This is a genomic window from Cryobacterium sp. N22 (assembly GCF_002929555.1).
Classification (GTDB): domain Bacteria; phylum Actinomycetota; class Actinomycetes; order Actinomycetales; family Microbacteriaceae; genus Cryobacterium.
In genome coordinates, this window is the sequence record NZ_PJJP01000020.1 from 1 (window position 1) to 26,624 (window position 26,624).

Consider the following 26,624-nt stretch of genomic DNA (forward strand, 5'->3'; position numbering starts at 1 on the left):
ACCCGCCCCGGCAGCACCCGCCCCGGTGGCAGCGGCCCCCGCTGCCGCACCCGCAGCACCGGCCCCGGCAGCACCCGCCGCCGAGCCGACCCGCGGCGCCCACTCCGGCACCAGCGGCTACGTCACGCCCATCGTTCGCAAGCTCGCGAACGAGGCCGGCGTTGACCTGTCCACCATCACCGGCACCGGTGTCGGCGGACGCATCCGCAAGCAGGACATCATCTCCGCCACCGCCACGGCCGCGCCCGCCACTCCGGCCGCCGCCGAGGTCGAGGTGTCGCCGCTGCGCGGAACCACCGTGCCGATGTCGCGCCTGCGCAAGGTCGTCGCCGAGCGCGCGGTCGCGTCGATGCAGCAGACGGCACAGCTCACCACCGTCGTGGAGGTTGACGTCACCCGCGTCGCCATGCTCCGCGACAAGGTCAAGGTCTCCTTCCACGAGAAGACCGGCAACAAGCTCTCCTTCCTGCCGTTCTTCGCCCTGGCCGCGGCCGAGGCGTTGAAGGCGAACCCGATCATCAACGCGACCGTCGACGGCACGTCGATCGTGTACCCGGGCCAGGAGAACATGAGCATCGCCGTGGACACCGAACGCGGACTGCTGACTCCCGTCATCCGCGACGCCGGTGACCTCGACCTGGCCGGTTTCGCCGCCCAGATCGCCGACCTGGCCGCCCGCACCCGCGACAACAAGCTCAAGCCCGACGAGCTGTCCGGTGGCACGTTCACCCTCACCAACACGGGTTCGCGCGGCGCGCTGTTCGACACCCCGGTGGTCTTCCTGCCGCAGAGCGCCATTCTGGGCACCGGCGTCGTCTACAAGAAGCCGGTCGTCGTGACCGACAAGGGCCTGGACTCCATCGCCATTCGTTCGACGGTGTTCCTGGCGCTGTCCTACGACCACCGCATCATCGATGGAGCGGACGCCTCGCGCTTCCTCACCACCATGAAGGCACGCCTGGAAGCCGGCGCATTCGAGGCGAACCTCGGAATCTAGTTTCCCCGACCCGTCCGACGGGTCAGTAGTCGAAGAGTTCGCGTAACCGCCAGCCGGCCTCGCCCTTGATCACCAGGGCCGAGGCCGGTTGTGTGTTGGCGGGCCCACCCGCCACCGGCGTCAGAACTATCAGCGCCGCGTTGCCCCGGCGCTCCTGCACTGTGGCCGTGAAACCTGCCGCCCTGCCCGGCCCGGGCGCCCCGTCGGCAGCCGGCCCGCCGGCGCTCGGTTCCGTCTGCTGCACCCGATAGGAGTCGGCGGCCATGGCCACGGAACCGGCCTGGTCGACCCCATCGAGGCACAGCACCGAGGCCTGGGCCAGGCACCCCTCGCGCAGCTCAAGCAGAGCCAGGGCCGCCGCCGCCGGATCGTCGGCGACGAGGGTCGCGGCTGATCCGTCGTCGCCGTGCCCCGAGGGTGTCTCGGCGCCGGGTGACGATGCCTGCGGCGCGGTGTCCGGCCGGTCGCCGGAGTCCCCGGCGGCACCTGGGGACTCGGCCCAGGACAGCGCCGCGAGACCGCCGGCGGCCAGCACAACCGCCAGGCAGACGCCGGCCATGACGGGCCGCATCGCTCTCCGCGGCGCGCGGGAACCGGCAGCCGCTGCCGGACCGGCCCGAAACCCGTCCCGGCCGACCCGGCGTTGCAGCAGCGCCTGCCCCCACGCGTGCCAGCGTGGCGTCAGCCGGCCCAGCGCTCCCAACGGGTTCGCCGGGCTTCTGCGCTGGGCGTTCGGCAATCGCGCCTGGCCCCGGGTGGCCGGCTCAGCACCCCGCGCAGGCCGGGCCGGTCGCGTCAACAGGCTTCCCGCTGCGGCCCGGCCAGGGTGCTCCTCCGGTCCGTCCGACTCTGCCGGCGAGGAGCCCGGCACCGCACCGCGGACTGCCGTCGCCGGCGACCAGTCGAACAGGACCGACTCCACACCGGTCAGGTCCGTCGGAACGGGCCTCGCCGTGGCCGCGGCCTCGTACTCGGCCAACACCGACGCCGCGGTCTCCGCCTGGGCCGCATGAGGGTCCAGATGGTCGAGGACGGCTCTGACACAGCCCGCCAGCCGCACGAGGTCATCCCGCCGGCGCGCGACCCCGGCTCCCCCGGCCGGCAGCTCCTCCAGCGCGCCCAGCCCGAGGAGCACCGGTCGGCCGCTGCCGTCGAATCGCACGCAGGCAGGTCCGATCATGGAATGGCTGAATCCGGCGTCGTGCAATGCCTGCAGTGCTGTCGTGATCGTCGCCGCGATTGTGACGACCTCGCCCGCACCGAGGGCGCCCCGCTCGGCGAGTAGCCGGTCCAACGACGATCCGGTCAGGCGCTCCAGCACGAGGCAGAGCCGGCCGTCGGGCGCCGTCGCCACGTCCCGCAGGGGCGCGAGTATCGCCGGCGGCAGCGTGAGCATGGCGCGCACCTGCCGGTCAAGGGCCGGCCTGTCTGCGTCGAGCCTGAACACCTTCAGCGCCGCGGTCAGGGGGTGGCCCTGCTCACCGGTCGCCTGGCCGAGGTAGATGATCGACCGGCTCCCGGTACCGATCCGGCGTACCAGCCGGAACCCGGCCAGGCTTTCCTCCCGGGCGGGAATCTGCGTGTGCTCCATCTCTCCACCGTGCCGCGCCGGCCGGCTGCGGCGTCTCCCTGATGCGAATCTGGCGGAAACCCGGGCGGTCCTCAGGCTGGGGAGGAGACCCCTAGACTTGCTGAATGCTCGACTTTGTCGTCGCGGGGCTAAGCGCCAACTCCGTGCCGTATTTCGAGGGCCTTGAGCTCCAGCGCGCCGTCCATCGCACGGTGGTGTCCGGTCAACGACCGAACACCGTCCTGCTCCTCGAACACCCCGCCGTCTACACGGCCGGCAAACGCACCCAACCGGAGGACCGTCCCACCGACGGCACCCCGGTCGTGGACGTCGACCGCGGCGGCCGGATCACCTGGCACGGTCCAGGGCAGCTGATCGGCTACCCGATCCTGCGCCTGCCCGAACCGATCGATGTGGTGGGCTATGTGCGCCTGCTCGAGGACATCCTCATTGAGGCCCTCGCCGATTTCGGCATCGACGGCAGACGGGTGCGGGGCCGCAGCGGCGTCTGGGTCGGACCCGTTGGGGCGGAGGACAAGATCGCCGCCATCGGCATCCGGGTCGCCGACGGCGTGACCATGCACGGCTTCGCACTCAACTGCAACAACTCACTCGAACCGTACGACCGCATCGTCGCCTGCGGAATCGCCGACGCCGGCGTCACCACAATGTCCCGCGTGCTCGGCCGAGAGGTCCGCACCGAAGACGTCGTCGAGTCCATCACGACCCATCTCCGCACCCGGTTGGCGGTGCCCGCATGACCGCCGCGCCCGAGGGACGCCGGATGCTGCGGCTGGAAATCCGCAACGCCGAGACACCCATCGAACGTAAGCCCGACTGGATCAAGACCCGGGCCAGGATGGGTCCCGAATACCGCCAACTGCAGGAGCTGGTGAAAAGCGAGAACCTGCACACGGTGTGCCAGGAGGCCGCCTGCCCGAACATCTACGAATGCTGGGAAGACCGTGAGGCGACCTTCCTCATCGGCGGCTCCCAGTGCACCCGGCGTTGTGACTTCTGTCAGATCGACACGGGCAAGCCCGCCGACTACGACACCGACGAACCGCGCCGGGTCGCCGAGTCAGTTGTGGCGATGAACCTGCGTTACGCGACGGTGACCGGGGTCGCCCGCGATGACCTGCCCGACGAGGGCGCCTGGCTGTACGCCGAGACGATCCGGCAGATCCACCAGCAGAGCCCGGGGACCGGAGTCGAAATCCTCGTACCGGATTTCACGGGCAACCCGATTCACCTGGCCGAGGTGTTCTCCGCTCGCCCCGAGGTCTTCGCACACAACGTCGAAACGGTCCCGCGGATCTTCAAACGCATCCGCCCCGCCTTCCGCTACGACAGATCCCTCGACGTGCTGAGCCAGGGACGCGCCGCGGGGCTGATCACCAAGTCGAACCTGATCCTGGGCATGGGCGAGGAACGCGCCGAGGTGTCCCAGGCGCTGCAGGACTTGCACGACGCCGGGACCGACATCATCACCATCACGCAGTACCTGCGGCCGAGCCCCCGGCACCTTCCGGTGGCCAGGTGGGTGCGGCCGGAGGAATTCGTCGAACTCAAGGCAGAAGCCGAGCAGATCGGCTTCCTCGGGGTTCTCGCCGGCCCGTTGGTGCGCTCCTCGTACCGGGCCGGCCGGCTGTGGGCGCAGTCGATGCTGGCCACCGGACGCCCGGTGCCCGCTCACCTGCAGCACCTCGCCGACGCGACCCTGGGCTTCAGTCAGGCCGTTTGACCCTAAATCCGTTCCACGCATATCGACCGACTGGGTAGTCTTAGAACCATGGCACGAAGCAAGGACAAGAGTCCCCGCACCCCCAAAGAACCTGGCCGCCTGAAGCAAATGTGGCAGGTCTTCCAGATGACCCGGCGATACGACTCGAACATCGTTCTGTTCATGATCCTGGGTTTCCTGGTTCCCGTCGTTATCGGCCTGGCCTTCGCGCTGCTGCTGACCCCCGACAACGGATTCACGATCGCCCTCTGGATCGTGGCCGGCGTACTCGGTGGTGTCCTGGCGATGCTGATCATCCTGGGCAGGCGCGCCGAAAAGGCTGCCTACTCGCAGATCGAGGGCCAGCCCGGCGCCGTCGGCGCCGTTCTGCGCAGTTCGCTCAAGCGAGGCTGGGTGGGCAGCGAGATGCCCGTCGCCGTCAACGGTAAGACCCAGGACGCCGTCTACCGCGCCGTCGGCCGCGGTGGAGTCGTGCTCATCAGCGAGGGGCCGCGCACCCGCACCGCCCGGATGCTGGACGAGGAAAAGCGTTCGGTGGCCAAGGTCGGCGGCAACGTCGCGGTCACCGTCATCGCCGTGGGCCCCGACGCCGATGCCGTTCCGCTGCACAAGCTCGCCCGGCGGCTGACCAAGATCAAGCCGACCCTCACTAAGGCCGAAGTGCTCGCGGTGAACAACCGCCTCAACTCCATGACCAAGAAGCTGCCGATTCCCAAGGGTGTCGACCCCACCAAGGCCCGGCCGCAGCGCGGCAACTAGCCAGACGCATCCAGCGACACAGAAGGGCACGGGGTCACCCCCGTGCCCTTCTGTGTGTGCCGGAGACTAGCGCCTGATCAGAACCGTGCCGGCGACCTTGTCGTGGAAGCCACGCTGGTCCGAGTCCCACACCAGGGCGGGAATGGCCAGGCCCAGGAGCGCCGACCGCACCACCGGGCGCCACACGCCCGCACGGCCACCGGTGAGGGCGATCACGCGCAGGCCGAGCAGGCGGTGGCCGATGCTCCAACCGAACGCGGCGATCTGCACGGCCTGCAGGCCCACGAAGACCAGCAGGACCACGAAACCGTCGTAGTTGAGCCAGGTGTACCCCCAGATCAGACAGGTCAGGGCCACGGCGATGGCCCAGTCGATGGCCAGCGCCGCTATGCGCCGGCCGACTCGCCCCACGGAGTGCGGGCCGGTCCGCGGCAGGCCGAGCCGCTCCCCCGGCCAGGTACTGGGCGGCAGCTGCCCGAAGGTGGTGGGTCTTGGAGGCGTCGAATTCACCGGATCAGTTTACCGACCGCGCCCTCTGTAACATGGAGGAAACATAAGCGTCATTCTCAAGTAACCCGTCCGTAATAGTGTCGGGGAAGCCGCAGTGTGCGACATTTCTAGTCACCCACGCCTACGTCGTTTGGAGTCAACCCGCATGTTCCGCGATTCGTCCGAAGTGCTCTCGTTCATCAAGGACACCGATGTCAAGTTCCTTGACCTCCGCTTTACCGACCTGCCGGGTGTGCAGCAGCACTTCAACATCCCCGCGTCGACCGTTGACGAGGACTTCTTCACCGTCGGCCAGATGTTCGACGGCTCGTCGATCCGCGGCTTCGCGTCGATCCACGAATCCGACATGCAGCTCATCCCCGACGTCACCACCGCGTACATCGACGCGTTCCGCGCCGAGCGCACCCTGATCATGCTGTTCGACATCTACAACCCCCGCAACGGCGAGATCTACTCCAAGGACCCGCGTCAGGTCGCCAAGAAGGCCGAGAAGTACCTCGCCTCCACCGGCATCGGCGACACCGCGTTCTTCGGCTCGGAGGCCGAGTTCTACATCTTCGACGACGTGCGCTACGAGGTCAACCAGCACACCAGCTTCTACTCCGTCGACTCCAGCGAGGGCGCCTGGAACTCCGGCCGCAAGGAAGAGGGCGGCAACCTCGCCAACAAGACCCCCTTCAAGGGCGGCTACTTCCCGGTCAGCCCGGTCGACCAGCACGCCGACATGCGCGACGACATCTGCCTCAAGCTGATGGACGCCGGCCTCATCCTCGAACGCAGCCACCACGAGGTGGGCACCGGCGGCCAGGGCGAGATCAACTACAAGTTCGACACCATGGTGCACGCGGCCGACGACCTGCTGAAGTTCAAGTACATCGTCAAGAACACCGCACACGAGTGGGGCAAGACCGCCACGTTCATGCCCAAGCCGCTCTTCGGCGACAACGGCTCCGGCATGCACACCCACCAGTCCCTCTGGGCCGACGGCAAGCCGCTGTTCTACGACGAGGCCGGCTACGGCGGCCTCTCCGACGTGGCGCGCTGGTACATCGGTGGCCTGCTCAAGCACGCCCCGGCCGTACTCGCCTTCACCAACCCGACGGTCAACTCGTACCACCGCCTGGTGCCGGGCTTCGAAGCACCGGTCAACCTGGTCTACTCGGCCGGTAACCGCTCCGCGTCGATCCGCATCCCGATCACCGGCACCAACCCCAAGGCCAAGCGCCTCGAGTTCCGCGCCCCCGATGCCTCAGGCAACCCTTACCTCGCCTTCGCCGCGCAGCTGATGGCCGGCCTGGACGGCATCAAGAACCGCATCGAACCGCACGAGCCGGTCGACAAGGACCTCTACGAGCTGCCCCCGGAAGAGGCGAAGAACATCCCCCAGGTTCCCGCGTCTCTGGAAGAGGCCCTGCAGGCGCTGGAGGCCGACCACGACTTCCTGCTCGCCGGCAACGTCTTCACCCCCGAGCTCATCGAGACCTGGATCGACTACAAGCGCGAGAAGGAAATCAAGCCCCTCGCGCAGCGCCCGCACCCGTTCGAGTTCGAACTGTACTACGGGGTCTAATCTCCCACGTGCACGATGAAGGGGCCGCAACCGTCAGGTTGCGGCCCCTTCGTCGTTGACGGCGTCTCGGTCAGCCGGAGAACGGCCCCGGCCGGTCGACCGGTCCGTAGAACCTGCGCTCGAAGACCGCACGGGCACGCCGGGTCACCGCCAGGTAGTCTTCCTCGAGCTGGTTGGCCGAGCCCGGCGGATACTCCATCATGCGGGCGACGCCGTCCAGCTGCATCCTGTCGGTGGGCAGCACATCCGCGGTCTTGTTCGTCCACAGCGTGATCGCCGATCGGCAGCGCGAGGCGAACAGCCACGCGGCGCGGAGGACGGCGGCATCCGGTCCGGAGACCAAGCCGGCGCGGGTGGCCTCCTCGAGCGCTTCGAGAGTCGACGTCGTGCGCAGGGCGGGGACGCTCGCGGCGTGCTGCAGCTGCAGCAACTGCACGAACCACTCCACATCGCTGAGCGAACCGCGACCCAGCTTGAGGTGCCGGTTCGGGTCGGCCCCCTGCGGGAGGCGTTCGTTCTCGACGCGGGCCTTGATGCGCTTGATCTCGCGGACGTCCTGGTCGCTGATCTGTTCCGGATACCGCACGGTGTCCATCACGGTGTGGAAGGCCGCCAGGAGCGCAGGTTCTCCCGCGACGCCACGGGCGCGCAGCAGCGCCTGGGCCTCCCAGGTCAGCGACCACCGGCGGTAGTAGGCCTGGTACGAGTCGATGGACCGCACCACAGCGCCGTTCTTGCCCTCGGGGCGCAGGCCGATGTCCAGGTCGAACGGCAGCCGGTTGTCCTCGGTGAGCCGGTTCAGTTCCCGCACGATGAAGGTCGCCCGGTCGTGGGCCGCGCCGCCCTCGAGGGCCGCGGGCCGAAAGACATACATGACGTCGGCGTCGGAGCCGAACCCGAGTTCGGCTCCCCCGAAGCGGCCCATGGCGATCACGGCGAATTCGATGCCGTCCGGAGCGAGCGGGCCGTCGTCACCGGTGAGGCCGGCGCCACGGATGGCGCCCAGGACACCCTGGATGATGACCGTGGAGATATCCGTCAGACCCGCGGCCAGCTCGTCGATGCTGATGCGACCGAGGATGGCCGACAGCGCCAGGCGAAGCATCTCGCGTCGCCGGCTGGTGCGGAGCACCGACGCGGCGGCGTCGGGGCTGCCGTGCCTGGCCAGGACGGCGCGGGCCTCGTCCTGCAACACGCCGAGCGGGCGGGGGCGCAGGTCGTTGTCGTGTTCCAGCCAGGCGACGGCCTCGGGAATGGTCTCCAGGAGTTCGCCGACGTATCGCGACGCCGAGAGCACCCGGGTGAGCCGTTCAGCGGCCCCCGACGAGTCCCGGAGCATCCGCAGGAACCAGTACGTGGAACCGAGGCTGTCGCTCAGCCGACGGAAGGCCAGCAGCCCGTAGTCGGGGTCGGCACCGTCGGACAGCCACTGCAGCAGCACCGGCAACAGGTGCTGCTGGATGGTCGCCCGCCGGGACACACCGCTGGTCAGAGCGGCGATGTGGGCCAGGGCACCCGTCGTGTTCCGGAAGCCGATCGCGGCCAGCCGGGCCTCGGCCTGCGCACTGGTGAGGTTCAGGCCCTCCGCGGGCAGGGCGGCGACCGCGGAGAGCAGCGGCCGGTAGAACAACCGTTCGTGCAGGCCACGCACCCGGTGTTTGGTGGCCTCCCACCGGGTCATCAGCGCTGCTGCACTCGTCGCCAGGCCCGTCGCCCGCGCCAGGACCCGCAGCCCGGACTCGTCCCGGGGCAGCAGGTGGGTGCGGCGCAGCCGGTCCAGCTGCAGCCGGTGCTCCATCAGGCGCAGCATCCGGTAGTCCTGGGCGAACTCGGCGGCTTCGGCGCGGCCGACATAGCCGGCATCGGCCAGGGCGGCCAGGGCCGGCAGCGTGCCCGGTTGCCGGATGTCGGGGTCGGTCTGGCCGTGCACGAGCTGAAGCAGCTGGACGGTGAATTCAATGTCTCGCAGACCGCCGGGGCCCAACTTCAGTTGCACGGCGACCTCGTCGGCGGGGATGTTGCTCGTGACCCGTTCGCGCATCCGCTGCACGGAGTCGACGAAGTTCTCCCGGCTGGCACTGGTCCACACCTTGGGGGCCACCGCGGCGACGTAACGGGAGCCGAGCTCCAGGTCGCCGGCCAGGGGGTGCGCCTTCAGCAGCGCCTGGAACTCCCAGCTCTTGGCCCAGCGGTCGTAGTAGGCGATGTGGGACTCCAGGGAGCGCACCAAGGCTCCGGACTTGCCCTCCGGGCGCAGGTTGGGATCGACCTCCCACAATTCGGGCTCCATGCTGGGCTGGTTGAGCCCGCGCATCATCAGGACCGCAAGCCTGGTGGCGATGTCCACCGCCCTGGCGGCGCTGAGGCCGGCGTCATCGTTGCCCTCCGCGACGAAGATGACGTCAACGTCGCTGACGTAGTTCAACTCCCCCGCCCCCGCCTTGCCCATTCCGATCACGGCGAGCCTGGTCAGGCGCACCTCGTCGACCGGATAGATGCCGTGCGCAGCCACGGTGCCGCTGCACATGCCCCTCGCGACCGCGAGGGACGCTTCCAGCGCCGCCGCGGCCAGGTGCGCCAGGGTCCTGGCGATCCGGTCGAGTCCGGCCACGGGGTCGGCCTGTTCGAGGTCGAAGGCCGCCAGTTCGGCGAGGCGGCGGCGGTACCGCACCCGCAGGGCCACCCAGCCCTCGTCGTCGACGAGTTCGGCGAAGCCCCCTGTCGACTGCACGGCGTCGAGCAGGTCGTCGGTCAGTTCGCGGAGGCCGGCCACGGCGGTGGTCTTCTCGTGCAGCACCGCGAGTTCCGCCGGGTGCCGGAGGAAGAAATCGGTCAACCCTGTCGAGGCCCCGGTCACCAGCACCAGGCGCTGCAGAGCGCCGGGATGGCGCCGGAGAGCCACGAACTCGGCCGGGGCCTGACGCACCAGCGACAGCACGGCGAACAGGGCCGCATCGGGATTCGCCGCCCGCGAGAGCAACGGGAACAGGTCCGACGGGTCCGGCCCGCCGAGTTCACCGACCTCGTCGAGACGCGCGCGGGCCTCGCCGAGATCGGCGAAGCCCACCCGAGCGAGGTCCGTCAGGGTCAGCTGTTCTCTCGCCATGTCCTGTACCTGTCTGAGGCGAGCCCCTAGAGCATCTCGAGGTTCTTATTGAGTTCGAACGGGGTGACCTGCGAGCGGTACTCGCGCCATTCCTGACGCTTGTTCAGCAGCACGTAGTTGAACACGTGCTCCCCCAGCGTCTCGGCGACCAGCTCGGACTCCTCCATGTACTGGATGGCATGGTCGAGGCTGGCGGGCAGCTGGTGGTAGCCGAGCGCGCGACGCTCGGTGTCGCTGAGCGCCCACACGTTGTCCTCGGCCTCCGGCGGAAGCTCGTAGCCCTCCTCGATGCCTTTGAGACCGGCGGCGAGCATCAGCGAGTACGCGAGATACGGATTGGCCGCCGAGTCGATCGCCCGGTACTCGATGCGTGAGCTCTGGCCCTTGTTGGGCTTGTAGAGCGGAACACGAATCAACGCGGACCGGTTGTTGTGGCCCCAGCACACGAAGCTGGGGGCCTCGTCGCCGCCCCACAGCCGCTTGTACGAGTTCACGAACTGGTTGGTCACGGCCGTGATCTCCGGCGCGTGGCGCAGCAGTCCGGCGATGAATTGGCGCCCCGTCGTCGACAGCTGGTACTGCGCTCCGGCCTCGTAGAACGCGTTGGTGTCGCCCTCGAAGAGGGAGAGGTGGGTGTGCATTCCCGAGCCCGGCTGGTCGGAGAGCGGCTTGGGCATGAACGTCGCGTAGACGCCCTGCTCGATCGCCACCTCCTTGATGACGGTGCGGAAGGTCATGATGTTGTCGGCGGTGGTGAGGGCATCCGCGTAACGCAGGTCGATCTCGTTCTGACCGGGGCCTGCCTCGTGGTGACTGAACTCCACCGAGATGCCGAGGTCCTCGAGCATCCGCACCGACCGGCGCCGGAAGTCGTGCGCCGTTCCGCCGGGGACGTTGTCGAAGTACCCGGCCGAATCGACCGGGACCGGCCCGTTCTTCCCGAACTTGGACGACTTGAGGAGGTAGAACTCGATCTCCGGGTGCGTGTAGAACGTGAAGCCGCGTTCGGCCGCCTTCGCCAGGGTGCGCTTGAGCACGTTCCGGGGGTCGGCGACGGCGGGCTGCCCATCCGGGGTGGTGATGTCGCAGAACATGCGGGCGGTGGGGTCGATTTCGCCCCGCCACGGCAGGATCTGGAAGGTGGTGGGGTCCGGGTGGGCCAGCACGTCGGCCTCGAACGAGCGCGTCAGGCCCTCGATCGCTGACCCGTCAAAGCCCAGTCCCTCCGCGAACGCACCCTCCACCTCGGCCGGCGCGATGGCGACCGACTTGAGGGTGCCGACCACATCGGTGAACCACAGTCGAATGAACTTGATGCCCCGTTCCTCGATGGTCCGAAGAACGAAGTCGCGCTGCTTGTCCATCCACGCCCTTTCTTGTTGCCCCTAGGCTACCGGCTGCCGGCGGCGCGCGGGCGAAAACCGGCTGATCGCGGGTGCGAATGACGGTCGGAATCGACCGCTGAGTACACTTGGGCACATGCCAGAGATCCCCACGCCCGACGCCGCCAACGCCGTCGAGGTGCAGAATCCATACGTCAGTGCCACCGCAGGACCCAAGCGCGTGCGCACCAGGCATTTTCAGAACGCGAAGCAGCAGGGGATCCCGATCACGGGCCTGACCAGCTACGACATGATGACCGCCCGGATTTTCGATCAGGCCGGCATCGACTTCCTGCTGGTCGGGGATTCCGCCGGGAACAACGTCTTCGGTTACGAGACCACCCTGCCCGTCACCGTCGACGAGCTGATCCCGCTGACGCGTGCCGTGGCCAGGGCCGTGACCCGGGCACTCGTCGTGGCCGACATGCCGTTCGGCAGCTACGAGACCGGCCCGTCTGACGCGCTGCGCACCGCGGTGCGTTTCATGAAAGAGGCCCAGGCCCACGCTGTGAAACTCGAGGGCGGGGTGCGCAGCCGCAAGCAGATTTCCCGCATCGTCTCGGCGGGCATCCCGGTCATGGCGCACATCGGCTTCACCCCGCAGAGCGAACACGGTTTGGGCGGGCACATGATCCAGGGACGCGGCGCCGGCGCGGATCAGCTGATCGCCGACGCCCTCGCGGTGCAGGACGCCGGCGCCTTCGCCGTCGTCCTGGAGATGGTGCCGTCAGCCGTCGCCGCCGAGGTCACCGAACGTCTGGAGATCCCCACCATCGGGGTCGGCGCTGGACCCGGTGTCGACGGCCAGCTCATGGTCTGGACGGATTTCGCGGGCATGACCGAGGGTCGAGTGCCACGGTTCGTGCGCCAGTACGCGAACATGCGTTCCGTGCTCACCGATGCGGTGCGCGCCTTCAAGGACGACGTCGATACCGGCGCCTATCCTGGCCCTGAGCACAGCTACGAGTAGGCGCAGCCGGAACTCGCGGGCCTAGCGGTCCTCGGCCTCGTCGTCCTCAGCCCACTTGGCGCTGTTGGCGCGGAGCTTGTCGAGCGCGTGTGTCGCCTCCTCGAACGTCGAGAACGGGCCTACCCGGTCGACGGACGGCGACAGCATGCCCTTCTCGACGGCGCCGGTGCGCATGTTGTACCAGAACTGGTGATCAGCATCTTCGGCCATAAGGTTGATCCTATGCCTAAGGATTCAATCGGTCACCTCATTCCGGGAGCCGTGTCCAGCCACCGCTCCGTTCCCGCCCACATCGTTCGGCCCGAGTATGTCGGGCACACCGCGCCGGCCCGGTTCACCGGATCGGATGTCTACTCCCCCGAACGCATCGCGCTGATCCGGGAGTCAGGCCGCATCGCCGCGAACGCGATCCAGGCGGTCGGGCGGGCCGTGCGCCCCGGGGTCACCACCGAGGAACTCGACAGGGTCGGACACGAGTTCCTGATCCGAAACGACGCGTACCCGTCGACGCTCGGCTACCGCGGCTACCCGAAGTCGCTGTGCTCCTCGGTCAATGAGGTCATCTGCCACGGAATTCCCGACGACACCGTGCTCGAAAACGGTGACATCGTCAACATCGACATCACCGCCTACAAGAACGGGGTGCACGGCGATTCGAACGTCACCTTCATCGTCGGCGAGGCCACCGAGGAGGTCACCCAGCTCGTCGACCGCACCCGGGAGGCCCTGGCGCGTGGGATCAAGGCCGTCGCACCCGGCCGGCAGGTGAACGTGATCGGGCGCACCATCGAGTCGTACGCCAAGCGGTTCGGCTACGGCGTCGTTCGCGACTTCACCGGTCACGGGGTGGGCGACGCGTTCCATTCGGGCCTGATCATCCCGCACTACGACTCCGCACCGCAGTACGACACCGTCATGGAGGTCGGCATGGTGTTCACTATCGAACCGATGCTGACCCTCGGAACCAGTGACTGGGACATGTGGGCGGATGACTGGACGGTTCTGACCCGCGATCGCAGCATCACCGCACAATTCGAGCACACGCTGGTGGTCACCGAACGCGGCGCCGAAATCCTGACGCTACCGCAGCCGGTAGATTGACAGCATGAGTTCACCCATTGCCATCGGCATCGACATCGGCGGAACCGGCATCAAGGGGGCTGTCGTGGACCTGTCCACCGGGGCGCTGCTCTCGGACCGTGTGAAGCTGCCCACCCCCAAGGGCGGCCGTCCCCAGGACATCATCGAGACCACCCGCCAGCTCCTGGCGACGGTGTCGGCTGGAACGGGTGATGTGCCCATCGGAGTGTGCTTCCCCGCTGTCGTCAAGCACGGTCACACGATGTCCGCGGCCAATGTGTCCGACAAGTGGATCGGTCTCGCCGCGGAGAAGCTCTTCGAGAAGGGTCTGGGCGTGCCCATCCATTTCGTGAACGACGCTGACGCGGCCGGATACGCGGAGTCGACATTCGGCGCGGCCAAGGGCGTCGACGGCGTCGTCCTGCTCACCACGCTGGGCACCGGCATCGGCACCGCCCTGATCAACGACGGGGCTCTCGTACCCAACACCGAGTTCGGCCATCTGGAGATCGACGGCGTGGACTACGAGACCCGCGCGGCCTTCTCGGCCAAGGAACGCGACAACCTCAGCTGGGAGAAGTGGGCGTCACGCCTGCAGAAGTACTACTCCAAGCTGGAGTCCCTGTTCACGCCGGACCTGTTCATCGTCGGCGGTGGTGTGTCGAAGCACCACGAGAACTTCCTTCCCCTGTTGCACCTGAACACCCGGATCATCCCGGCCGTGCACCGAAACAACGCCGGCATCCTCGGCGCGGCCGCCCTGGCGGTCAAGAACGCGCCGGTCTCCGCCGAGCTGACCCCGCCGAGCTGACCCCGCCTAGCTGACCCCGCCTAGCTGTACGCCCGGGCGCTCTGGCGTTGCCGACGCGCCTGCCACCAGAGTCGCACCCGGTGGGCCAGGCGTCGGACGACCCTGGTGAGCCTGTGCGCGGCGGGGAACTCGGTGCCGAGGGTGGCGACGCCGACGAAGACGATCAGCCAGCCGGGTCCCGGTAGCGGCACCAGGATGAGGCCGACGACGATGACCGTCAGCCCGGCGAGGGCGACGAGCAGCCGGTACGGCGCCCGCAGGCGCGGGTGGCGGTGGATCCAGGTCCGGGAACGGCCGAGCAGCGCCCGGAACCGCCCCCAGAAGCCCGACGAGGACGTGGCCGGGCGGTGCGTGACGCTGGCATCGGACGGGGACACGGGTGTGCTCATGGCCCCAGCGTAGGAGCGCAGGCTGGGAATGCGCCACCTCCCGCGGAGCGTCCTGCACAACTCACAGGTTCGACGGGGGAATGGGCCGACTATTACGCCGGGTTTTGTCCCGGTTTTCACCATGGACGGCCATCTATCTCGGGACTACGTTGCCGCAGCCCTCTAGCGGTCTACCCGGAAACTCGGCGAGCCGCCTTGGCGTTTCCTGTTCGACCTTGCTCCGGACGAGGTTTACCTAGCCGGCCAGGTCACCCTGGCCGCTGGTGGTCTCTTACACCACCGTTTCACCCTTACCGCCGGCTTGCGCCGGTGGCGGTCTACTTTCTGTGGCACTGTCTCGCGGGTTGCCCCGGGTGGGTGTTACCCACCGTCCTGCCCTGTGGAGCCCGGACGTTCCTCGGCATCGCGAGCTTCGAAAAGCCCGGATGACGCGACCGTCTTGTCGACCCATTCCGTCGTCGAGCCTACAGCAGTCGGCGCTAGATGCCGGATTCCTCGGTGCGGACCAGGATGGCACCGCAATCCGGGCAGAAGACGATGTCGTCCGCGGGCGCCGCCCGGACATCCTCGAGGTCGTTGCCGGTCAGGGTCATCGTGCATCCGCTGCAGGTGCGGGCGCGCAGCAGCGACGCCGCGTTGCCGCGGCCGGCCACCCGCCGCTTCTCGTACAACGCCGACAGGTCCTCGCCGATCGCGGAGACGATCGCGATCCGGTCCCGGGCCAGCTCGCCCAGCTGGCGGTTCAGGTCGACCAGGAGCGCGTCACGGTCTGCTTCGATCCCGGCGACTCGGCTGGCGACGGCGGCGCGTTCGGTTTCGGTCTCGGCGACGGCCGCTTCCTTCTCTTCGAGGCGTTCCATCACCGCGAGTTCGATCTCCTCGAGCGCGGCCAGGCGCGCGCCCAGGGCGGTGAGCTCGCTCTCCAGGGCGTGCACATCCTTCATCGAGGATGTGTGCTGGGCGCGGTCGGTATCGCGGGCTATGCGCTTTTCGACCACTTCGACGTCGGACTCGATGCGGCGCAATTCGATCTGGGCGTCTTCGACCTCGCCGGCCCGGCCGGTGAGGACCGTCTTGGACGCATCGAGGCCGCGGCCCAGCTCGGCAAGTTCGGCGTGCTGCGGCAGGGCCTTGGCCTGGTGTTCGACCTGCTGCAATTTGATGTCGAGGGCCTGGAGCCGCAGAAGCTCCTTCTGCTCGGTGGGAGATGCCTTCACAATGTCCTGACCTTCATGATTATGGAGTTGAAATGAACGGGGGGTGAGCCAGGCTCACTGGGTGACGGCGAAGTCCCAGGGGTCGGTCCGCACGTCGCTGACCTCGATGCGGATGCCGGGCAGCCTCTGCCGCAGCGCCGAGGCGGCGACGTCCAGCCAGAGCCATTCGCTGGCCCAGTGTGACACGTCGATGAGGGCGGGGCCAACCCCCGCCAGGATCGACTGTTCCCTGGACTCCGACGCCGGGTGATGCCGGAGGTCGGAGGTGATGAACACGTCGGCGGAACGCACGGCAGGTTCCCGCAGGAGCGAGTCGCCGGCTCCCCCGCACAGGGCCACGGTCTCGATCCGCTGCGCGTAGCCGCCGGCCACACGCACGCCCGTCGCCGTCGGGGGGATCAGCGCCGCCAGGCGGCGGGCGAGAAGACCGAGCGTCGTGGGCTCCGGGAGACGGCCGACCCGGCCGATGCCCGTGCCCGGGACCAGTCCATCCGTGATCGGGCGCGTGTCGACCAGGCCCAGGCGGGAGGCGATCACATCGGAGACGCCGTCTTCGACGACGTCGGCGTTGGTGTGGGCGGCCAGAAGCGCACAATCGGCACGGATCAGCCGCGCGAGCAAGGCGCCCTTGTAGCGGTCCTCGGCCACACTGGTCACCCCGCGCAGCAGCAGCGGGTGGTGGGCGAGCAACAGACCGGCCCCGGACGTGATCGCCTCAGCGACGGTCTCGGAGACGACGTCGACGGCCAGCAGAATGGAATCCACCTGCCTCGCAGGGTCGCCACTGATCAGACCGGGCGCATCCCAGTCCTCGGCGCCGGACAGCGGCCACAGGTCGTGGGAGACCCGGGCGATTTCAGCGAGCGAGAATGACACCCTGTCAGCCTACTAGCCGCCGGCCGCCACACCGGGCGACGTGCCGTCTCTCACCAGCCGAGTGTGCCCGGCGCACCCTTGAATGGGCCGATGATCCGCTCGGTTATCCACCCACCGTAAAAGTCGCCCGGCTGAGCGCGCACGAGTTCACCGTCTACCGTGCACTCGTCGAGCCGGCCGGGGTAGACGGCAACCCGGCCCGCCAGCGCTTCGAAGCCGGCCTCGGGATGGGGATAGTGCCAGGCCACCGCATCCGCCCGTCGGTCGCCGACGACGATGCTGAGGTAAGACGCCACCCCCTTGTACTCGCAGACGCTGTGCCCGTTGACCGCGCTGAGCACGCCGGGCAGGAACGCGTCCCTCGGCAGGTAGTAGGTGGGCGGATGGCTGGTCTCCAGCACGCGCACGCTGTCCCTGGTGTCGGCGATGACGGTGCCGTTGAACCGAAGCACCACATGCTCCAGGCTCGGCTCCACCCGTGGTGGGCGCGGATAGTCCCAAACCGACTCCTGGTCGGGGCCAGGGATCGCCGGGTGCCGGTTCGTGGCGCTCATCGGAGAACTACCGTGGGCGCAACCCGGCGCCGTACACGGCTGCTTGCGTGCGCCTGGCCATGCCGAGCTTGGCGAGCAGGCCGGACACATAGTTCTTCACGGTCTTCTCGGCCAGGTCGAGCTGGTCACCGATCTGGCGGTTCGTCAGTCCCTCCGCGATCAATTCCAGCACCTGGCGCTCCCTGGTGGTGAGATTGGAGGCCGGCGAGTCGGCGGCGGTGCCGGTGAGCTCCGTGACCACCTTGCGGGTGACGGCCTTCTGCACGAGGGACTCGCCGCGGGCGACCCGGCGAATGGACTCGACCAGGTGCTGCCCGCGGATGTCCTTGAGGACGTAACCGGATGCGCCGGCGAGGACAGCCGAATAGCTGGCCTCGTCGTCGTCGTACGCGGTGAGCATCAGGCACTGCACCACCGGGTTGGCCGAGCGGATGGTGCGGCACACGTCGATGCCGCTGCCGTCGGGCAGCCGCACGTCGAGCACCGCCACGTCAGGTACCGTTGCCGCGACCCTGGCTACCGCCTGCCGTGCCGTTGACGCCTCACCGACGACCTCGAGGTCGGGCTCGGCGTTGATCATGTCCGCAATTCCGCGGCGCACGACTTCGTGGTCATCCACGAGGAAGACTCGGATCATCACGATTCCTTTCGTACAGGTTCAGGTTCGATGAGGGCGCTCCAGCGCAGTCGGCTGCCGCCCCTGGCACGGTTCTCGAGCACGAGCTCGCCGCCCCACTGCTGGGCCCTGGCGGAGAGGTTGGCGAGTCCGCTGCGCCGGTCGGATTCCACGACGCCGATGCCGTTGTCGACGACTTCGATGACGACGAGGTCGTCCGCGACGCTGAGGTTGACAACGGTCTCGGTGGCTTCAGCGTGACGGATCACGTTCATCAGCCCCTCCCTGATGACCGCGGCGATGTCGTCGGACATCTCCGGTGGGGTCAGCAGGTCGATCGGGCCGGTGAAGACAAGGCGGGGTGTCTGGTCGAACAGTGACGCGAGCTCACTGAGCAGGTCGATGACACGGTGACGGATGGAGCCACGGTCCCGGCTGGTCTCGGCGGTCAGGGCGAAGATGGCGGTGCGGATCTCGACGATCGCGACGTCGAGCGCCACGACCTCCTCGATGATGCGCTCCCGGACGTGGGGGTCGTCGACCGACCCGCTGATGGCCTGCAACCCGATGCCCGCGGCGAACACCCGCTGGATGACGTTGTCGTGCAGATCGCGCGCGATCCGGCTCCGGTCTTCCAGCAGGGCGAGTTTCTGGCCGGCGGAGCGGCCGCGGGCGAGCTCGAGGGCGACACTGGCCTGACCGGCGAAGTCTGCGGCCATCTCGAGGTCGGAGGTGGTGAAACGGGGGCGGCCGGCGGACCGGGACACCGTCATGACACCGTGGGTTCGGCCCGAGGCCAGCAGCGGGATCACCATTGTCGGGCCGAGCACCAGTTGGGCGTCCGGCTGGTCGAGGCTGGCTCCGCCGTCGGCCGTCAGGATCGGCTGACCGCTTTCGAAGGCGCGCCCGACGGTGGTTCCGGCCGAGGGGATGACCAGTCCCTTCACCTGCTTGGCGAGCTTTCCCCTGGCGGTGTCGACGATGAGCGTGCTTTCGCCTGCGGCGAGGACCACGCAGACAAGATCGGCGTCGGCCAGCGACGCGAAACGGTCGGCGAGGAGCTCGAGGGAGGCGTCCGCCCGGTCCGAGAGCAGGGCGGCGCTGATCTCGGCCGAGGCCGCTGACCAGCGCTGCCGGCGTCGGGTCTCGTCGAAGAGGCGGGCGTTGTCGATCGCAATGCCGGCCGTCGCCGCCAGCGCCGTGAGCAGTTCCTCGTCCTCTTCGCTGAACGCACCGGATATCTGGTTGGACAGGTAGAGGTTGCCGTATACCTCGCCGCGCACCCGCACGGGCACGCCGAGGAAGCTGTCCATCGGCGGGTGGTGCGCCGGAAAGCCGGAGGATCTGGAGTCTTCGCCGAGGTGGGTCAGGCGGATGGCGTGTGGATCGTCGATGAGGGCACCCAGTAGGCCGTGCCCGGCGGGTAGCTGACCGATCGACGCGGCCAGCTCGTCCGGGATGCCGACGTGGATGAACTGCTCCAGATTACCGTTGGGTGCGATGACTCCCAGAGCGCCGTAGCGGGCTCCGACGAGGTCGACGGCGACGTCCACGATCCGGCGGAGCACGGCGGCGAGGTCGAGCTCTTCGACGACGGCCTGGCTGGCCTGGAGCAGGCTGCGCAGGCGCCCCTGGGTGGCGAGCACCTTCTGGGCGTTCAGGACGAGTTCGGACAGCGCCTGGTCAAGTGCTGATCGCGGCCCGTCGGGAAACGAAAGCCTGGTCTCAGGAACGGTCACGGCTTACGTCCCCTTTCGGTCGGAGCTAGCCCAAAGTGTACCTGACTGGGACCTTCGGCCCTTCCGCCGTTGCGCACTCCGGCCCATTCTGGAGATGTGTCATCTCCCGAAGCACCCCGGGAAGAACTGGAGATCAACTCATGGTTGAGAGAGTGATCGTAGCCGTTGACGGGGGTCCGGCGAGCCGGGCCGCCCTGGACTGGGCGTTGGCCAGGGCCGAGGACGTGCCGCTCAGCCTGGAGTTGACCACCGTCGTCGAACTCGGCTGGTCGCCGGTCGGCGGCCCTGAGGATGATTTCCAGCCCGTCTACGAACGTGCCCTGGCCGAGGCCACCCGTTTCGTCGCGCAGAACGTCCCCGGCGTCAAGGCGACCGGTGTCGTGCGCAGGGGTGTTCCCGTCGACGAGTTGGTGCGGGCTTCGTCCGCCGCAGACCTGCTCGTGATCGGGACGAACAAGACCAGCGCGCTGGTCGGCGCCGTGCACGGCACGTTGCCCCTTCGGCTTGCCGCTCATGCGCATGCGGCCGTCGTGGTCGTTCCGGCGGGTTGGGTCGCCGGCGGCGACAGGGTCGTGGTCGGGATTGAGGACGACGGCACCATGGACGCCCCCCTCGACGTCGCGGCGGCCGAGGCCGCCCGCCGCGGTGTGCCGCTCGAGCTTCTGCACGCCTGGTCGATCCCGGCGACTCTCGGCGTCGACTACGGCGCTGCCGTGCCGTTCGACGCCCTGATCGAGGCGCACGAGGACATCCTGGGCCGCGCGCTCGAGCGGGTCAGGGCCGATCACCCGGCGATCGAGACATCCGGGACCCTGGTGCAGGGCGCCGCGGCGCCTGCCCTGGTCGAGGCCGCCAGGCACGCGGCGCTTCTCGTCGTGGGAACGCACGGCCGCGGCGCCGTGGCCGGCCTCATTCTCGGTTCGGTCAGTCACGATGTGCTCCTGAACATGCCCTGCCCGGTCATCGTCGTGCCGCGCAGCCGGCACGCCGCCGAGCCGCAGCGGCCGGGGGCCTCGGAATGAGTGCCACCTATTACATCGGCGTCGATGGTTCCGGCCCGAGCCGTGCCGCTCTGCGCTGGGGGGTCCGCCGCGCCGCCGAGCGGAACGCCGACGTGGTCCTCGTCAACACCGTCGACGACGAATGGGGCCTGGTCGGCCGGGACGCTGCCGCCGATGCGGAGCGCCAGGCCAGGGAGCTTCTGATCGAGGAGTCCGACCGGGTCGCGGCGCTGCACACCGGGGTGACTCTGACGACGCGGATCGTGCACGGCGGTACGGCGTGGGCCCTCGCCACGCTGCCCAGCCCCGAAGACCTTCTGATCGTCGGAACCCACAAGACCGGCTTCCTGCGAGGCCGGGTGCTCGGCTCGCGCAGCGTGCGGATCGCGTCCGCGGCGCGCTGCTCGGTGGCCATCGTGCCCGACACGACCCTCGATTCCCGCCACGATGTGGTCGTCGGCGTCGACGGCACCGAAGGTGCCCTGTCCGCGGTGCGGCTGGGTGCCCAAGAGGCGGGGCGGCTCGACCAGGACCTGCTCCTGGTCTACGCGCCGCCGGGTTTGCCGCGCTCCGAGTCGTCGCGCTCCGAATCTGCTGAGGACCGCAGCCCGCAGGCCGCGCGTCTGCTGCAGGACGCCGCGACCGTGGCCGCCACGATGACGTCCCGGATCACGGTGCGGCGTCGTGTCGCCCACCGGGACCCGGCCGAGGCTCTCCTCGACGCCAGCTTCGACGCCGCCCTGTTGATCTTGGGGGTGTCGACCCGGCACGGCGAGAACACGCTGATCGGTTCGGTCACCCACGACGTCCTGATGAACATCAACGTCCCGGTGCTCATCGCGCGCGGACTCCCCAGCACGAGCGACACGACGTCGCTCGCGTCGTCGGCCAGCGCCTGAGGGCATCCGAACCCATTGCTTCCCGTGCGGTGCTGCGGCCCGGGCGCGGTCAGTAGTCGAATTCGTCGAACTGCGGCGACCCCTGCGGGGCGCCCGCCCACGCCAACGACGCGGGCATCGTGCCCACCCGCACCTTGTCCTGCAGCGCCTGGGTCGTCGCGATCTCGGTCAGTTCCCATTCGCTGTCGGTGCTGGTCACGCTGACGAGTTGGCTGGACGAACCGATCAGGAACTGCGCCCGACCGTGACTGCCGTCTGCGGCGATCACCGGAATGTCGACGACATCGGTTTCCCGCCGGTTGCTGAGCGCTTCGGCGTAGAGCATGACCGCGTCAGCCAGTGCGCTACCGGTGACTATCGAGCCACCCGGATGATATATGCGTTTCATGATGCTTCCCTGCTGGTCACGGAAAAGGACACGTGCTGCAGCCAGGGTCTGGGGCTATAGGCAAATACTACGTCCGCGCGGCCTAAAGCGCGAGGTCTCCGCTGACGATCTGGGCGGCCACTTCGGCCAGCGGCAGGCCGTTCGACCTGGCGTGCTGGCGCAACAGGGCGAAGGCCTCATCCATGGTTGCGCTCCGGGTGTAAGCCACAACACCCTTGGCCTGCTCGATCACGACCCGGCTGCTCAACGCGTACTGCAACTGCTGCCGCGCGATATCGCTTTCCCGCAACGCGCGTTCCTGGAGGATCCCGATCGTGGCCACGTCCGCGAGCGCCTGCACCGTCGGAGCGTCGGACGCGGCGAGCCCACCGGTGCGGTCCCAGAACAGGTTCAGGGAACCTATCGTGGTCGTTCGCAGACGCATCGGCACCGAGAACATCGACCTGAAGCCTTGTTCGAGGGCGCCGGCACGGAACCGAGGCCACTTCGGTCCGGACGCCGCGATGTCGGGAACGGAGACGGCGTGCCCGGTGACCACACTTTCCACGCACGGTCCGGAGCCGCTGCGCAGCTGGAGGATCTCGACGAGGCGGCTGCGTTCGTTGGTGGACGCGACGACCTCGAACTCTTCGTCGTCGGTGAGGATGATGCCCGCGGCCGACGCGTCGAAGAGCGGCACGCACTGAGAGACGAGGGTGTGCAGCAGATCGACGAGATCGTAGCCGACCACCAGTGTGTCGGCGAGAGTCACGAAGGCCTCGACGAGCCGGCCCTCACGTGTCGTTGTCGCCATCACTCCATCATAAATGACTCGTGGCGATCGATGATCAGGAATGGGTGGGCCCTACCGGGCTCGAACCGATGACATCCACGGTGTAAACGTGGCGCTCTACCAACTGAGCTAAAGGCCCCGACCGAAGACTTTCGAAATCAGGATGGCACGAGCTTAGCGACTTTGCGGCCGGGAGGAAAACTAGGCCGGCTGCAGCTCGTCGAGGGCCGCCCGATACGCGTCCAGCGAGCGGGCCTGGCCGGGGGCGGTGATGAAACTCGCCCGGATGATGCCGTCGGGGTCGATCAGGAACGTCGCCCGGTTGGCGAAGCCCTTGTCTTCGAGGAAGACTCCGTACTCCTTGGCGACGGCGCCGTGCGGCCAGAAATCGGCGAGCAGGCTGAAACCATAACCCTCCCGATCGCCCCAGGCCCGGAGGGTATGCCGGGAGTCCACGGAAATGCCGATCAGCTCGACGCTGTTGTCGGCGAAGAGGGCGAGGTTGTCGCGCAGCTCGCAAAGTTCGCCGCTGCAGATACCGGAGAAGGCCAGGGGGAAGAACACCAGCGCCACGGATTTCTCACCCCGATACCGGCTGAGCTGGATTCGCTCGCCGTACTGGCTGACGAGCTCGAAGTCGGGTGCCTGGGTGTCATTCTCCAGCGCCATGGTGGGTGTCCTTTCCGGCCATCGGGGAACGATGGCTGAATACGGGGGGAAAGCCTAGCCGCCCCAGGAGGCTTCACCAACATCGACCCGGAGCACCCCGGTGTCGCCGTACGCGCTTCCCAGCAAGAATCACTAGGCTGACGGGGTGCCTTTCGGTCGTGACCCGACCTAGTTCTGTCCGGCACGCCTAACCAGGCATGATCTTCCCCCACACGATCTGCCCTACAGAAAGAGGTCGAGTGTGACTGTCAACGACCAAGACCCGTATTCAATGGACAACTCGGACGCCGATCCGGATGAGACGTCCGAATGGTCGCAATCCCTCGACGCGCTGGTCGCGGCCAACGGCCCCGGCCGGGCACGCGAGATCATGCTCAGCCTGCTCAAGCGGTCCAAGGAATTGCACCTGAACGTTCCGATGGTGCCCACCACGGACTACATCAACACCATCGCCTCGTCGAACGAGCCTGACTTCCCCGGCGATGAAGACATCGAGCGCCGCTACCGCGCCTGGATCCGCTGGAACGCCGCCGTGCTCGTGCACCGCGCCCAGCGCCCCGGCATCGCCGTCGGCGGCCACATCTCGACGTACGCCTCGTCTGCCGCTCTCTACGAGACCGGCTTCAACCACTTCTTCCGCGGCCAGGACCACCCGGGCGGCGGAGACCAGATCTTCATCCAGGGCCACGCCTCCCCCGGCACCTACGCCCGCGCCTTCCTCGAGGGCCGCCTCAGCGCCAACCAGCTCGACGGTTTCCGTCAGGAAAAGTCGCATGCGCCCGACGGCATCTCGTCGTACCCGCACCCGAGGCTGATGCCGGAGTTCTGGCAGTTCCCGACGGTCTCGATGGGCCTGGGCCCGATCAACGCGATCTACCAGGCGCAGTTGAACCGGTACCTGACCAACCGGGGCATCAAGGACGCCAGCGACCAGCAGGTCTGGGCCTTCCTCGGCGACGGCGAGATGGACGAGGTCGAAAGCCGCGGACAGCTCCAGGTCGCCGCCAATGAGGGTCTCGACAACCTCAACTTCATCGTCAACTGCAACCTGCAGCGTCTTGACGGCCCGGTGCGCGGTAACGGCAAGATCATCCAGGAGCTGGAGAGCTTCTTCCGCGGCGCCGGCTGGAACGTCATCAAGGTGGTCTGGGGCCGCGAGTGGGACGACCTGCTCAAGCGCGACACCGACGGTGCCCTGCTGAACCTGATGAACGTCACCACCGACGGTGACTACCAGACCTACAAGGCCGAGAGCGGCGCCTACGTGCGCGAGAACTTCTTCGGTCGCGACCCGCGCGCGCTCAAACTCGTCGAGGGTTACACCGACGACGAGGTCTGGAACCTCAAGCGCGGTGGCCACGACTACCGCAAGGTCTACGCCGCCTTCAAGGCCGCGTCGGAGCACAAGGGCCAGCCGACCGTCATCCTCGCCAAGACGGTCAAGGGCTACGGCCTGGGCCCGAGCTTCGAGGGGCGCAACGCGACCCACCAGATGAAGAAGATGACGCTGGACAACCTCAAGACCTTCCGTGACAGCATGCACGTGCCGATCACGGATGCGCAGCTCGAGGCCAACCCGTACCAGCCGCCGTACTACACCCCCGGTGAGAACGACGAGGCGATCCAGTACATGCACGAGCGCCGTCGTGCGCTCGGCGGCTACCTGCCGGAGCGTCGCAGCAAGTACACCCAGGTGAACCTGCCGGACGATTCGACCTACGCCGTGACCAAGAAGGGCTCCGGCACCCAGGAGATCGCCACCACCATGGCGTTCGTCCGGCTGCTCAAGGAGCTGCTGCGCTCGAAGGACTTCGGCCACCGCATCGTGCCGATCATCCCCGACGAGGCCCGCACGTTCGGCATCGACGCCTTCTTCCCGAACGCGAAGATCTACAACCCCAACGGCCAGCACTACACGTCGGTGGACCACGCCCAGCTGCTCGCCTACAAGGAGAGCCCGCAGGGCCAGATCATCCACGTCGGCATCAACGAGGCCGGCGCCCTCGCCGCCTTCACCAACGTCGGAACGTCGTACGCCACCCAGGGTGAGCCCCTCATCCCGGTGTACGTGTTCTACTCGATGTTCGGTTTCCAGCGCACCGGTGACGCCATGTGGGCCGCCGGCGACCAGATGACCCGCGGCTTCATGATCGGTGCCACCGCCGGCCGGACCACCCTCACCGGTGAAGGCCTGCAGCACGCCGACGGCCACTCGCCGCTGCTCGCGTCGACCAACCCGGCAGTCGTGTCGTACGACCCCGCCTTCGGCTACGAGATCGGGCACATCGTCCGGTCCGGCCTCGAGCGGATGTACGGCGGCACCCACACCGACCCGAACGTCATGTACTACATCACCGTGTACAACGAGCCGCAGGTGCAGCCCGTCGAGCCGGCCGATGTCGACGTCGACGGCATCATCCGCGGTATCCACCGCGTGTCGGAGTCCACAGTGGCCGGCCCGAAGGCGCAGCTGCTGGCCTCCGGTGTCGCGGTTCCGTGGGCGCTCGAAGCGCAGACCCTGCTCGCCGAGGACTGGGGGGTGTCCGCCGATGTCTGGTCGGTCACATCCTGGTCGGAGCTGCGCCGGGACGGCCTCGCGGCGGAGGAGCACAACTTCCTCTACCCGAACGAGGAGCCGCGCACCGCGTACGTGACGGACAAGCTCGCCAACACGGCCGGCCCGTTCGTGGCGGTGTCCGACTTCATGCACGCCGTGCCGGATCAGATTCGCCAGTTCATCCCCGGCGACTTCGCCACCCTGGGTGCCGACGACTTCGGGTTCTCCGACACCCGCCCCGCTGCCCGCCGGTTCTTCAAGATCGACGGCCCGTCCATGGTGGTCCGCACGCTGCAGCAGCTCGCCAACAGCGGCGAAATCGACCGCAGTCTCATCCAGCAGGCGATCGACAAGTACCGCCTGCACGATGTCCTGGCCGGCAACACCGGCTCGGCCGGTGGCGAGAGCTAAACCGGAACGTGACACCGGCGCCGAAGACAAAGGAACA

General features: G+C 68.1%; 25 protein-coding genes, 1 tRNA gene and 1 other RNA gene. 11 read left to right on the plus strand and 16 right to left on the minus strand.

Going from position 1 to position 26,624, the window contains the following annotated elements; all coding sequences use genetic code 11:
* Positions 1-997, plus strand: a 997-nt coding sequence (gene sucB, locus CXY76_RS02245) for a 2-oxoglutarate dehydrogenase, E2 component, dihydrolipoamide succinyltransferase (protein WP_104162649.1), incomplete at its 5' end; no start/stop codon positions are given.
* 22 nt (positions 998-1,019) lie between these two features.
* Here sucB and CXY76_RS02250 read toward each other — a convergent pair.
* A complete protein-coding gene (locus CXY76_RS02250) occupies positions 1,020-2,588 on the minus strand; it encodes a hypothetical protein (protein ID WP_104162650.1) in 1,569 nt (522 codons plus the stop codon).
* A 104-nt stretch (positions 2,589-2,692) separates the two neighbouring features.
* On the opposite strand from CXY76_RS02250, the gene lipB reads away from it, so the two are divergent.
* From lipB to CXY76_RS02265, 3 genes are read left to right on the plus strand one after another with little or no spacing between them, the layout of a single operon-like run.
* Positions 2,693-3,328, plus strand: coding sequence for a lipoyl(octanoyl) transferase LipB (gene lipB / locus CXY76_RS02255; protein WP_104162651.1), 636 nt, complete (start codon positions 2,693-2,695; stop codon positions 3,326-3,328).
* On the plus strand, positions 3,325-4,311 hold the full coding sequence (gene lipA / locus CXY76_RS02260) for a lipoyl synthase (RefSeq protein WP_104162652.1): 987 nt from the start codon (positions 3,325-3,327) through the stop codon (positions 4,309-4,311). Before lipB ends, lipA begins: the two co-directional genes overlap by 4 nt.
* A gap of 48 nt (positions 4,312-4,359) precedes the next feature.
* Positions 4,360-5,070 (plus strand): DUF4191 domain-containing protein, encoded by a 711-nt coding sequence (locus CXY76_RS02265; RefSeq protein ID WP_104162653.1) that lies wholly within the window; start codon positions 4,360-4,362, stop codon positions 5,068-5,070.
* 66 nt (positions 5,071-5,136) lie between these two features.
* Here CXY76_RS02265 and CXY76_RS02270 read toward each other — a convergent pair whose 3' ends face one another.
* Entirely contained in the window at positions 5,137-5,580 is a 444-nt protein-coding gene (locus tag CXY76_RS02270) for an RDD family protein (RefSeq protein ID WP_104162654.1), read from the minus strand.
* Between the two features lie 145 nt (positions 5,581-5,725).
* On the opposite strand from CXY76_RS02270, the gene glnA (CXY76_RS02275) reads away from it, so the two are divergent.
* On the plus strand, positions 5,726-7,150 hold the full coding sequence (gene glnA / locus CXY76_RS02275) for a type I glutamate--ammonia ligase (RefSeq protein ID WP_104162655.1): 1,425 nt from the start codon (positions 5,726-5,728) through the stop codon (positions 7,148-7,150).
* 70 nt (positions 7,151-7,220) lie between these two features.
* Here glnA (CXY76_RS02275) and CXY76_RS02280 read toward each other — a convergent pair whose 3' ends face one another.
* Both CXY76_RS02280 and glnA (CXY76_RS02285) read right to left on the minus strand, forming a co-directional pair.
* Complete coding sequence (locus CXY76_RS02280; protein WP_104162656.1) at positions 7,221-10,256, minus strand: bifunctional [glutamine synthetase] adenylyltransferase/[glutamine synthetase]-adenylyl-L-tyrosine phosphorylase; 3,036 nt, start codon at positions 10,254-10,256, stop codon at positions 7,221-7,223.
* A gap of 26 nt (positions 10,257-10,282) precedes the next feature.
* The gene (gene glnA, locus CXY76_RS02285) at positions 10,283-11,620 is read right to left on the minus strand and encodes a type I glutamate--ammonia ligase (protein WP_104162657.1); all 1,338 of its coding nucleotides are present in this window, start codon (positions 11,618-11,620) and stop codon (positions 10,283-10,285) included.
* A gap of 115 nt (positions 11,621-11,735) precedes the next feature.
* Here glnA (CXY76_RS02285) and panB point away from each other — a divergent pair, with 115 nt between their 5' ends.
* The gene (gene panB / locus CXY76_RS02290; RefSeq protein ID WP_104162658.1) at positions 11,736-12,608 is read left to right on the plus strand and encodes a 3-methyl-2-oxobutanoate hydroxymethyltransferase; all 873 of its coding nucleotides are present in this window, start codon (positions 11,736-11,738) and stop codon (positions 12,606-12,608) included.
* 21 nt (positions 12,609-12,629) lie between these two features.
* On the opposite strand, the gene CXY76_RS02295 is transcribed toward panB, so the two are convergent.
* Positions 12,630-12,818 (minus strand): SPOR domain-containing protein, encoded by a 189-nt coding sequence (locus tag CXY76_RS02295; RefSeq protein WP_104162659.1) that lies wholly within the window; start codon positions 12,816-12,818, stop codon positions 12,630-12,632.
* 12 nt (positions 12,819-12,830) lie between these two features.
* Between CXY76_RS02295 and map the strand changes: the two genes are divergently transcribed.
* Both map and ppgK read left to right on the plus strand, forming a co-directional pair.
* Positions 12,831-13,709 (plus strand): type I methionyl aminopeptidase, encoded by an 879-nt coding sequence (gene map / locus CXY76_RS02300; RefSeq protein ID WP_104162660.1) that lies wholly within the window; start codon positions 12,831-12,833, stop codon positions 13,707-13,709.
* A gap of 4 nt (positions 13,710-13,713) precedes the next feature.
* Complete coding sequence (gene ppgK, locus CXY76_RS02305) at positions 13,714-14,499, plus strand: polyphosphate--glucose phosphotransferase (protein WP_104162661.1); 786 nt, start codon at positions 13,714-13,716, stop codon at positions 14,497-14,499.
* A 20-nt stretch (positions 14,500-14,519) separates the two neighbouring features.
* Here ppgK and CXY76_RS02310 read toward each other — a convergent pair whose 3' ends face one another.
* From CXY76_RS02310 to CXY76_RS02340, 7 genes are all read right to left on the minus strand, one after another.
* Entirely contained in the window at positions 14,520-14,888 is a 369-nt protein-coding gene (locus CXY76_RS02310) for a TIGR02611 family protein (protein WP_104162662.1), read from the minus strand.
* Positions 14,889-14,965: 77 nt separating this feature from the next.
* Positions 14,966-15,338: RNase P RNA component class A (gene rnpB, locus CXY76_RS02315), an RNA gene on the minus strand.
* A 29-nt stretch (positions 15,339-15,367) separates the two neighbouring features.
* Positions 15,368-16,105 (minus strand): zinc ribbon domain-containing protein, encoded by a 738-nt coding sequence (locus CXY76_RS02320; RefSeq protein WP_104162663.1) that lies wholly within the window; start codon positions 16,103-16,105, stop codon positions 15,368-15,370.
* 54 nt (positions 16,106-16,159) lie between these two features.
* Positions 16,160-16,981 carry a Nif3-like dinuclear metal center hexameric protein gene (locus CXY76_RS02325; protein ID WP_104162664.1) on the minus strand — a complete coding sequence of 274 codons (822 nt, stop codon included), beginning with the start codon at positions 16,979-16,981 and terminating at the stop codon, positions 16,160-16,162.
* 50 nt (positions 16,982-17,031) lie between these two features.
* A complete protein-coding gene (locus CXY76_RS02330) occupies positions 17,032-17,535 on the minus strand; it encodes a DUF427 domain-containing protein (RefSeq protein ID WP_104162665.1) in 504 nt (167 codons plus the stop codon).
* Positions 17,536-17,542: 7 nt separating this feature from the next.
* On the minus strand, positions 17,543-18,172 hold the full coding sequence (locus CXY76_RS02335) for a response regulator transcription factor (protein ID WP_104162666.1): 630 nt from the start codon (positions 18,170-18,172) through the stop codon (positions 17,543-17,545).
* Positions 18,172-19,890, minus strand: a complete 1,719-nt coding sequence (locus CXY76_RS02340) for a GAF domain-containing protein (RefSeq protein WP_104162667.1) — start codon at positions 19,888-19,890, stop codon at positions 18,172-18,174. Before CXY76_RS02340 ends, CXY76_RS02335 begins: the two co-directional genes overlap by 1 nt.
* A gap of 152 nt (positions 19,891-20,042) precedes the next feature.
* Between CXY76_RS02340 and CXY76_RS02345 the strand changes: the two genes are divergently transcribed.
* On the plus strand, positions 20,043-20,912 hold the full coding sequence (locus CXY76_RS02345; protein WP_158253819.1) for a universal stress protein: 870 nt from the start codon (positions 20,043-20,045) through the stop codon (positions 20,910-20,912).
* Positions 20,909-21,790, plus strand: coding sequence for a universal stress protein (locus CXY76_RS02350; RefSeq protein WP_104162669.1), 882 nt, complete (start codon positions 20,909-20,911; stop codon positions 21,788-21,790). The genes CXY76_RS02345 and CXY76_RS02350 overlap by 4 nt, the downstream gene beginning before the upstream one ends.
* Positions 21,791-21,839: 49 nt before the next feature.
* Here the strand turns inward: CXY76_RS02350 and CXY76_RS02355 are convergent, their stop codons facing one another.
* From CXY76_RS02355 to CXY76_RS02370, 4 genes are all read right to left on the minus strand, one after another.
* Positions 21,840-22,178: a hypothetical protein gene (locus CXY76_RS02355; protein WP_146073341.1), complete on the minus strand. Its 339-nt coding sequence runs from the start codon at positions 22,176-22,178 to the stop codon at positions 21,840-21,842.
* 82 nt (positions 22,179-22,260) lie between these two features.
* Positions 22,261-22,971: a GAF and ANTAR domain-containing protein gene (locus CXY76_RS02360; protein ID WP_104162671.1), complete on the minus strand. Its 711-nt coding sequence runs from the start codon at positions 22,969-22,971 to the stop codon at positions 22,261-22,263.
* A 45-nt stretch (positions 22,972-23,016) separates the two neighbouring features.
* Positions 23,017-23,089, minus strand: a tRNA-Val gene (locus tag CXY76_RS02365).
* A 62-nt stretch (positions 23,090-23,151) separates the two neighbouring features.
* Positions 23,152-23,619: a peroxiredoxin gene (locus tag CXY76_RS02370; RefSeq protein WP_104162672.1), complete on the minus strand. Its 468-nt coding sequence runs from the start codon at positions 23,617-23,619 to the stop codon at positions 23,152-23,154.
* A 241-nt stretch (positions 23,620-23,860) separates the two neighbouring features.
* Between CXY76_RS02370 and aceE the strand changes: the two genes are divergently transcribed.
* On the plus strand, positions 23,861-26,587 hold the full coding sequence (aceE, locus tag CXY76_RS02375; protein WP_104162673.1) for a pyruvate dehydrogenase (acetyl-transferring), homodimeric type: 2,727 nt from the start codon (positions 23,861-23,863) through the stop codon (positions 26,585-26,587).
* Positions 26,588-26,624 lie beyond the last annotated feature (37 nt).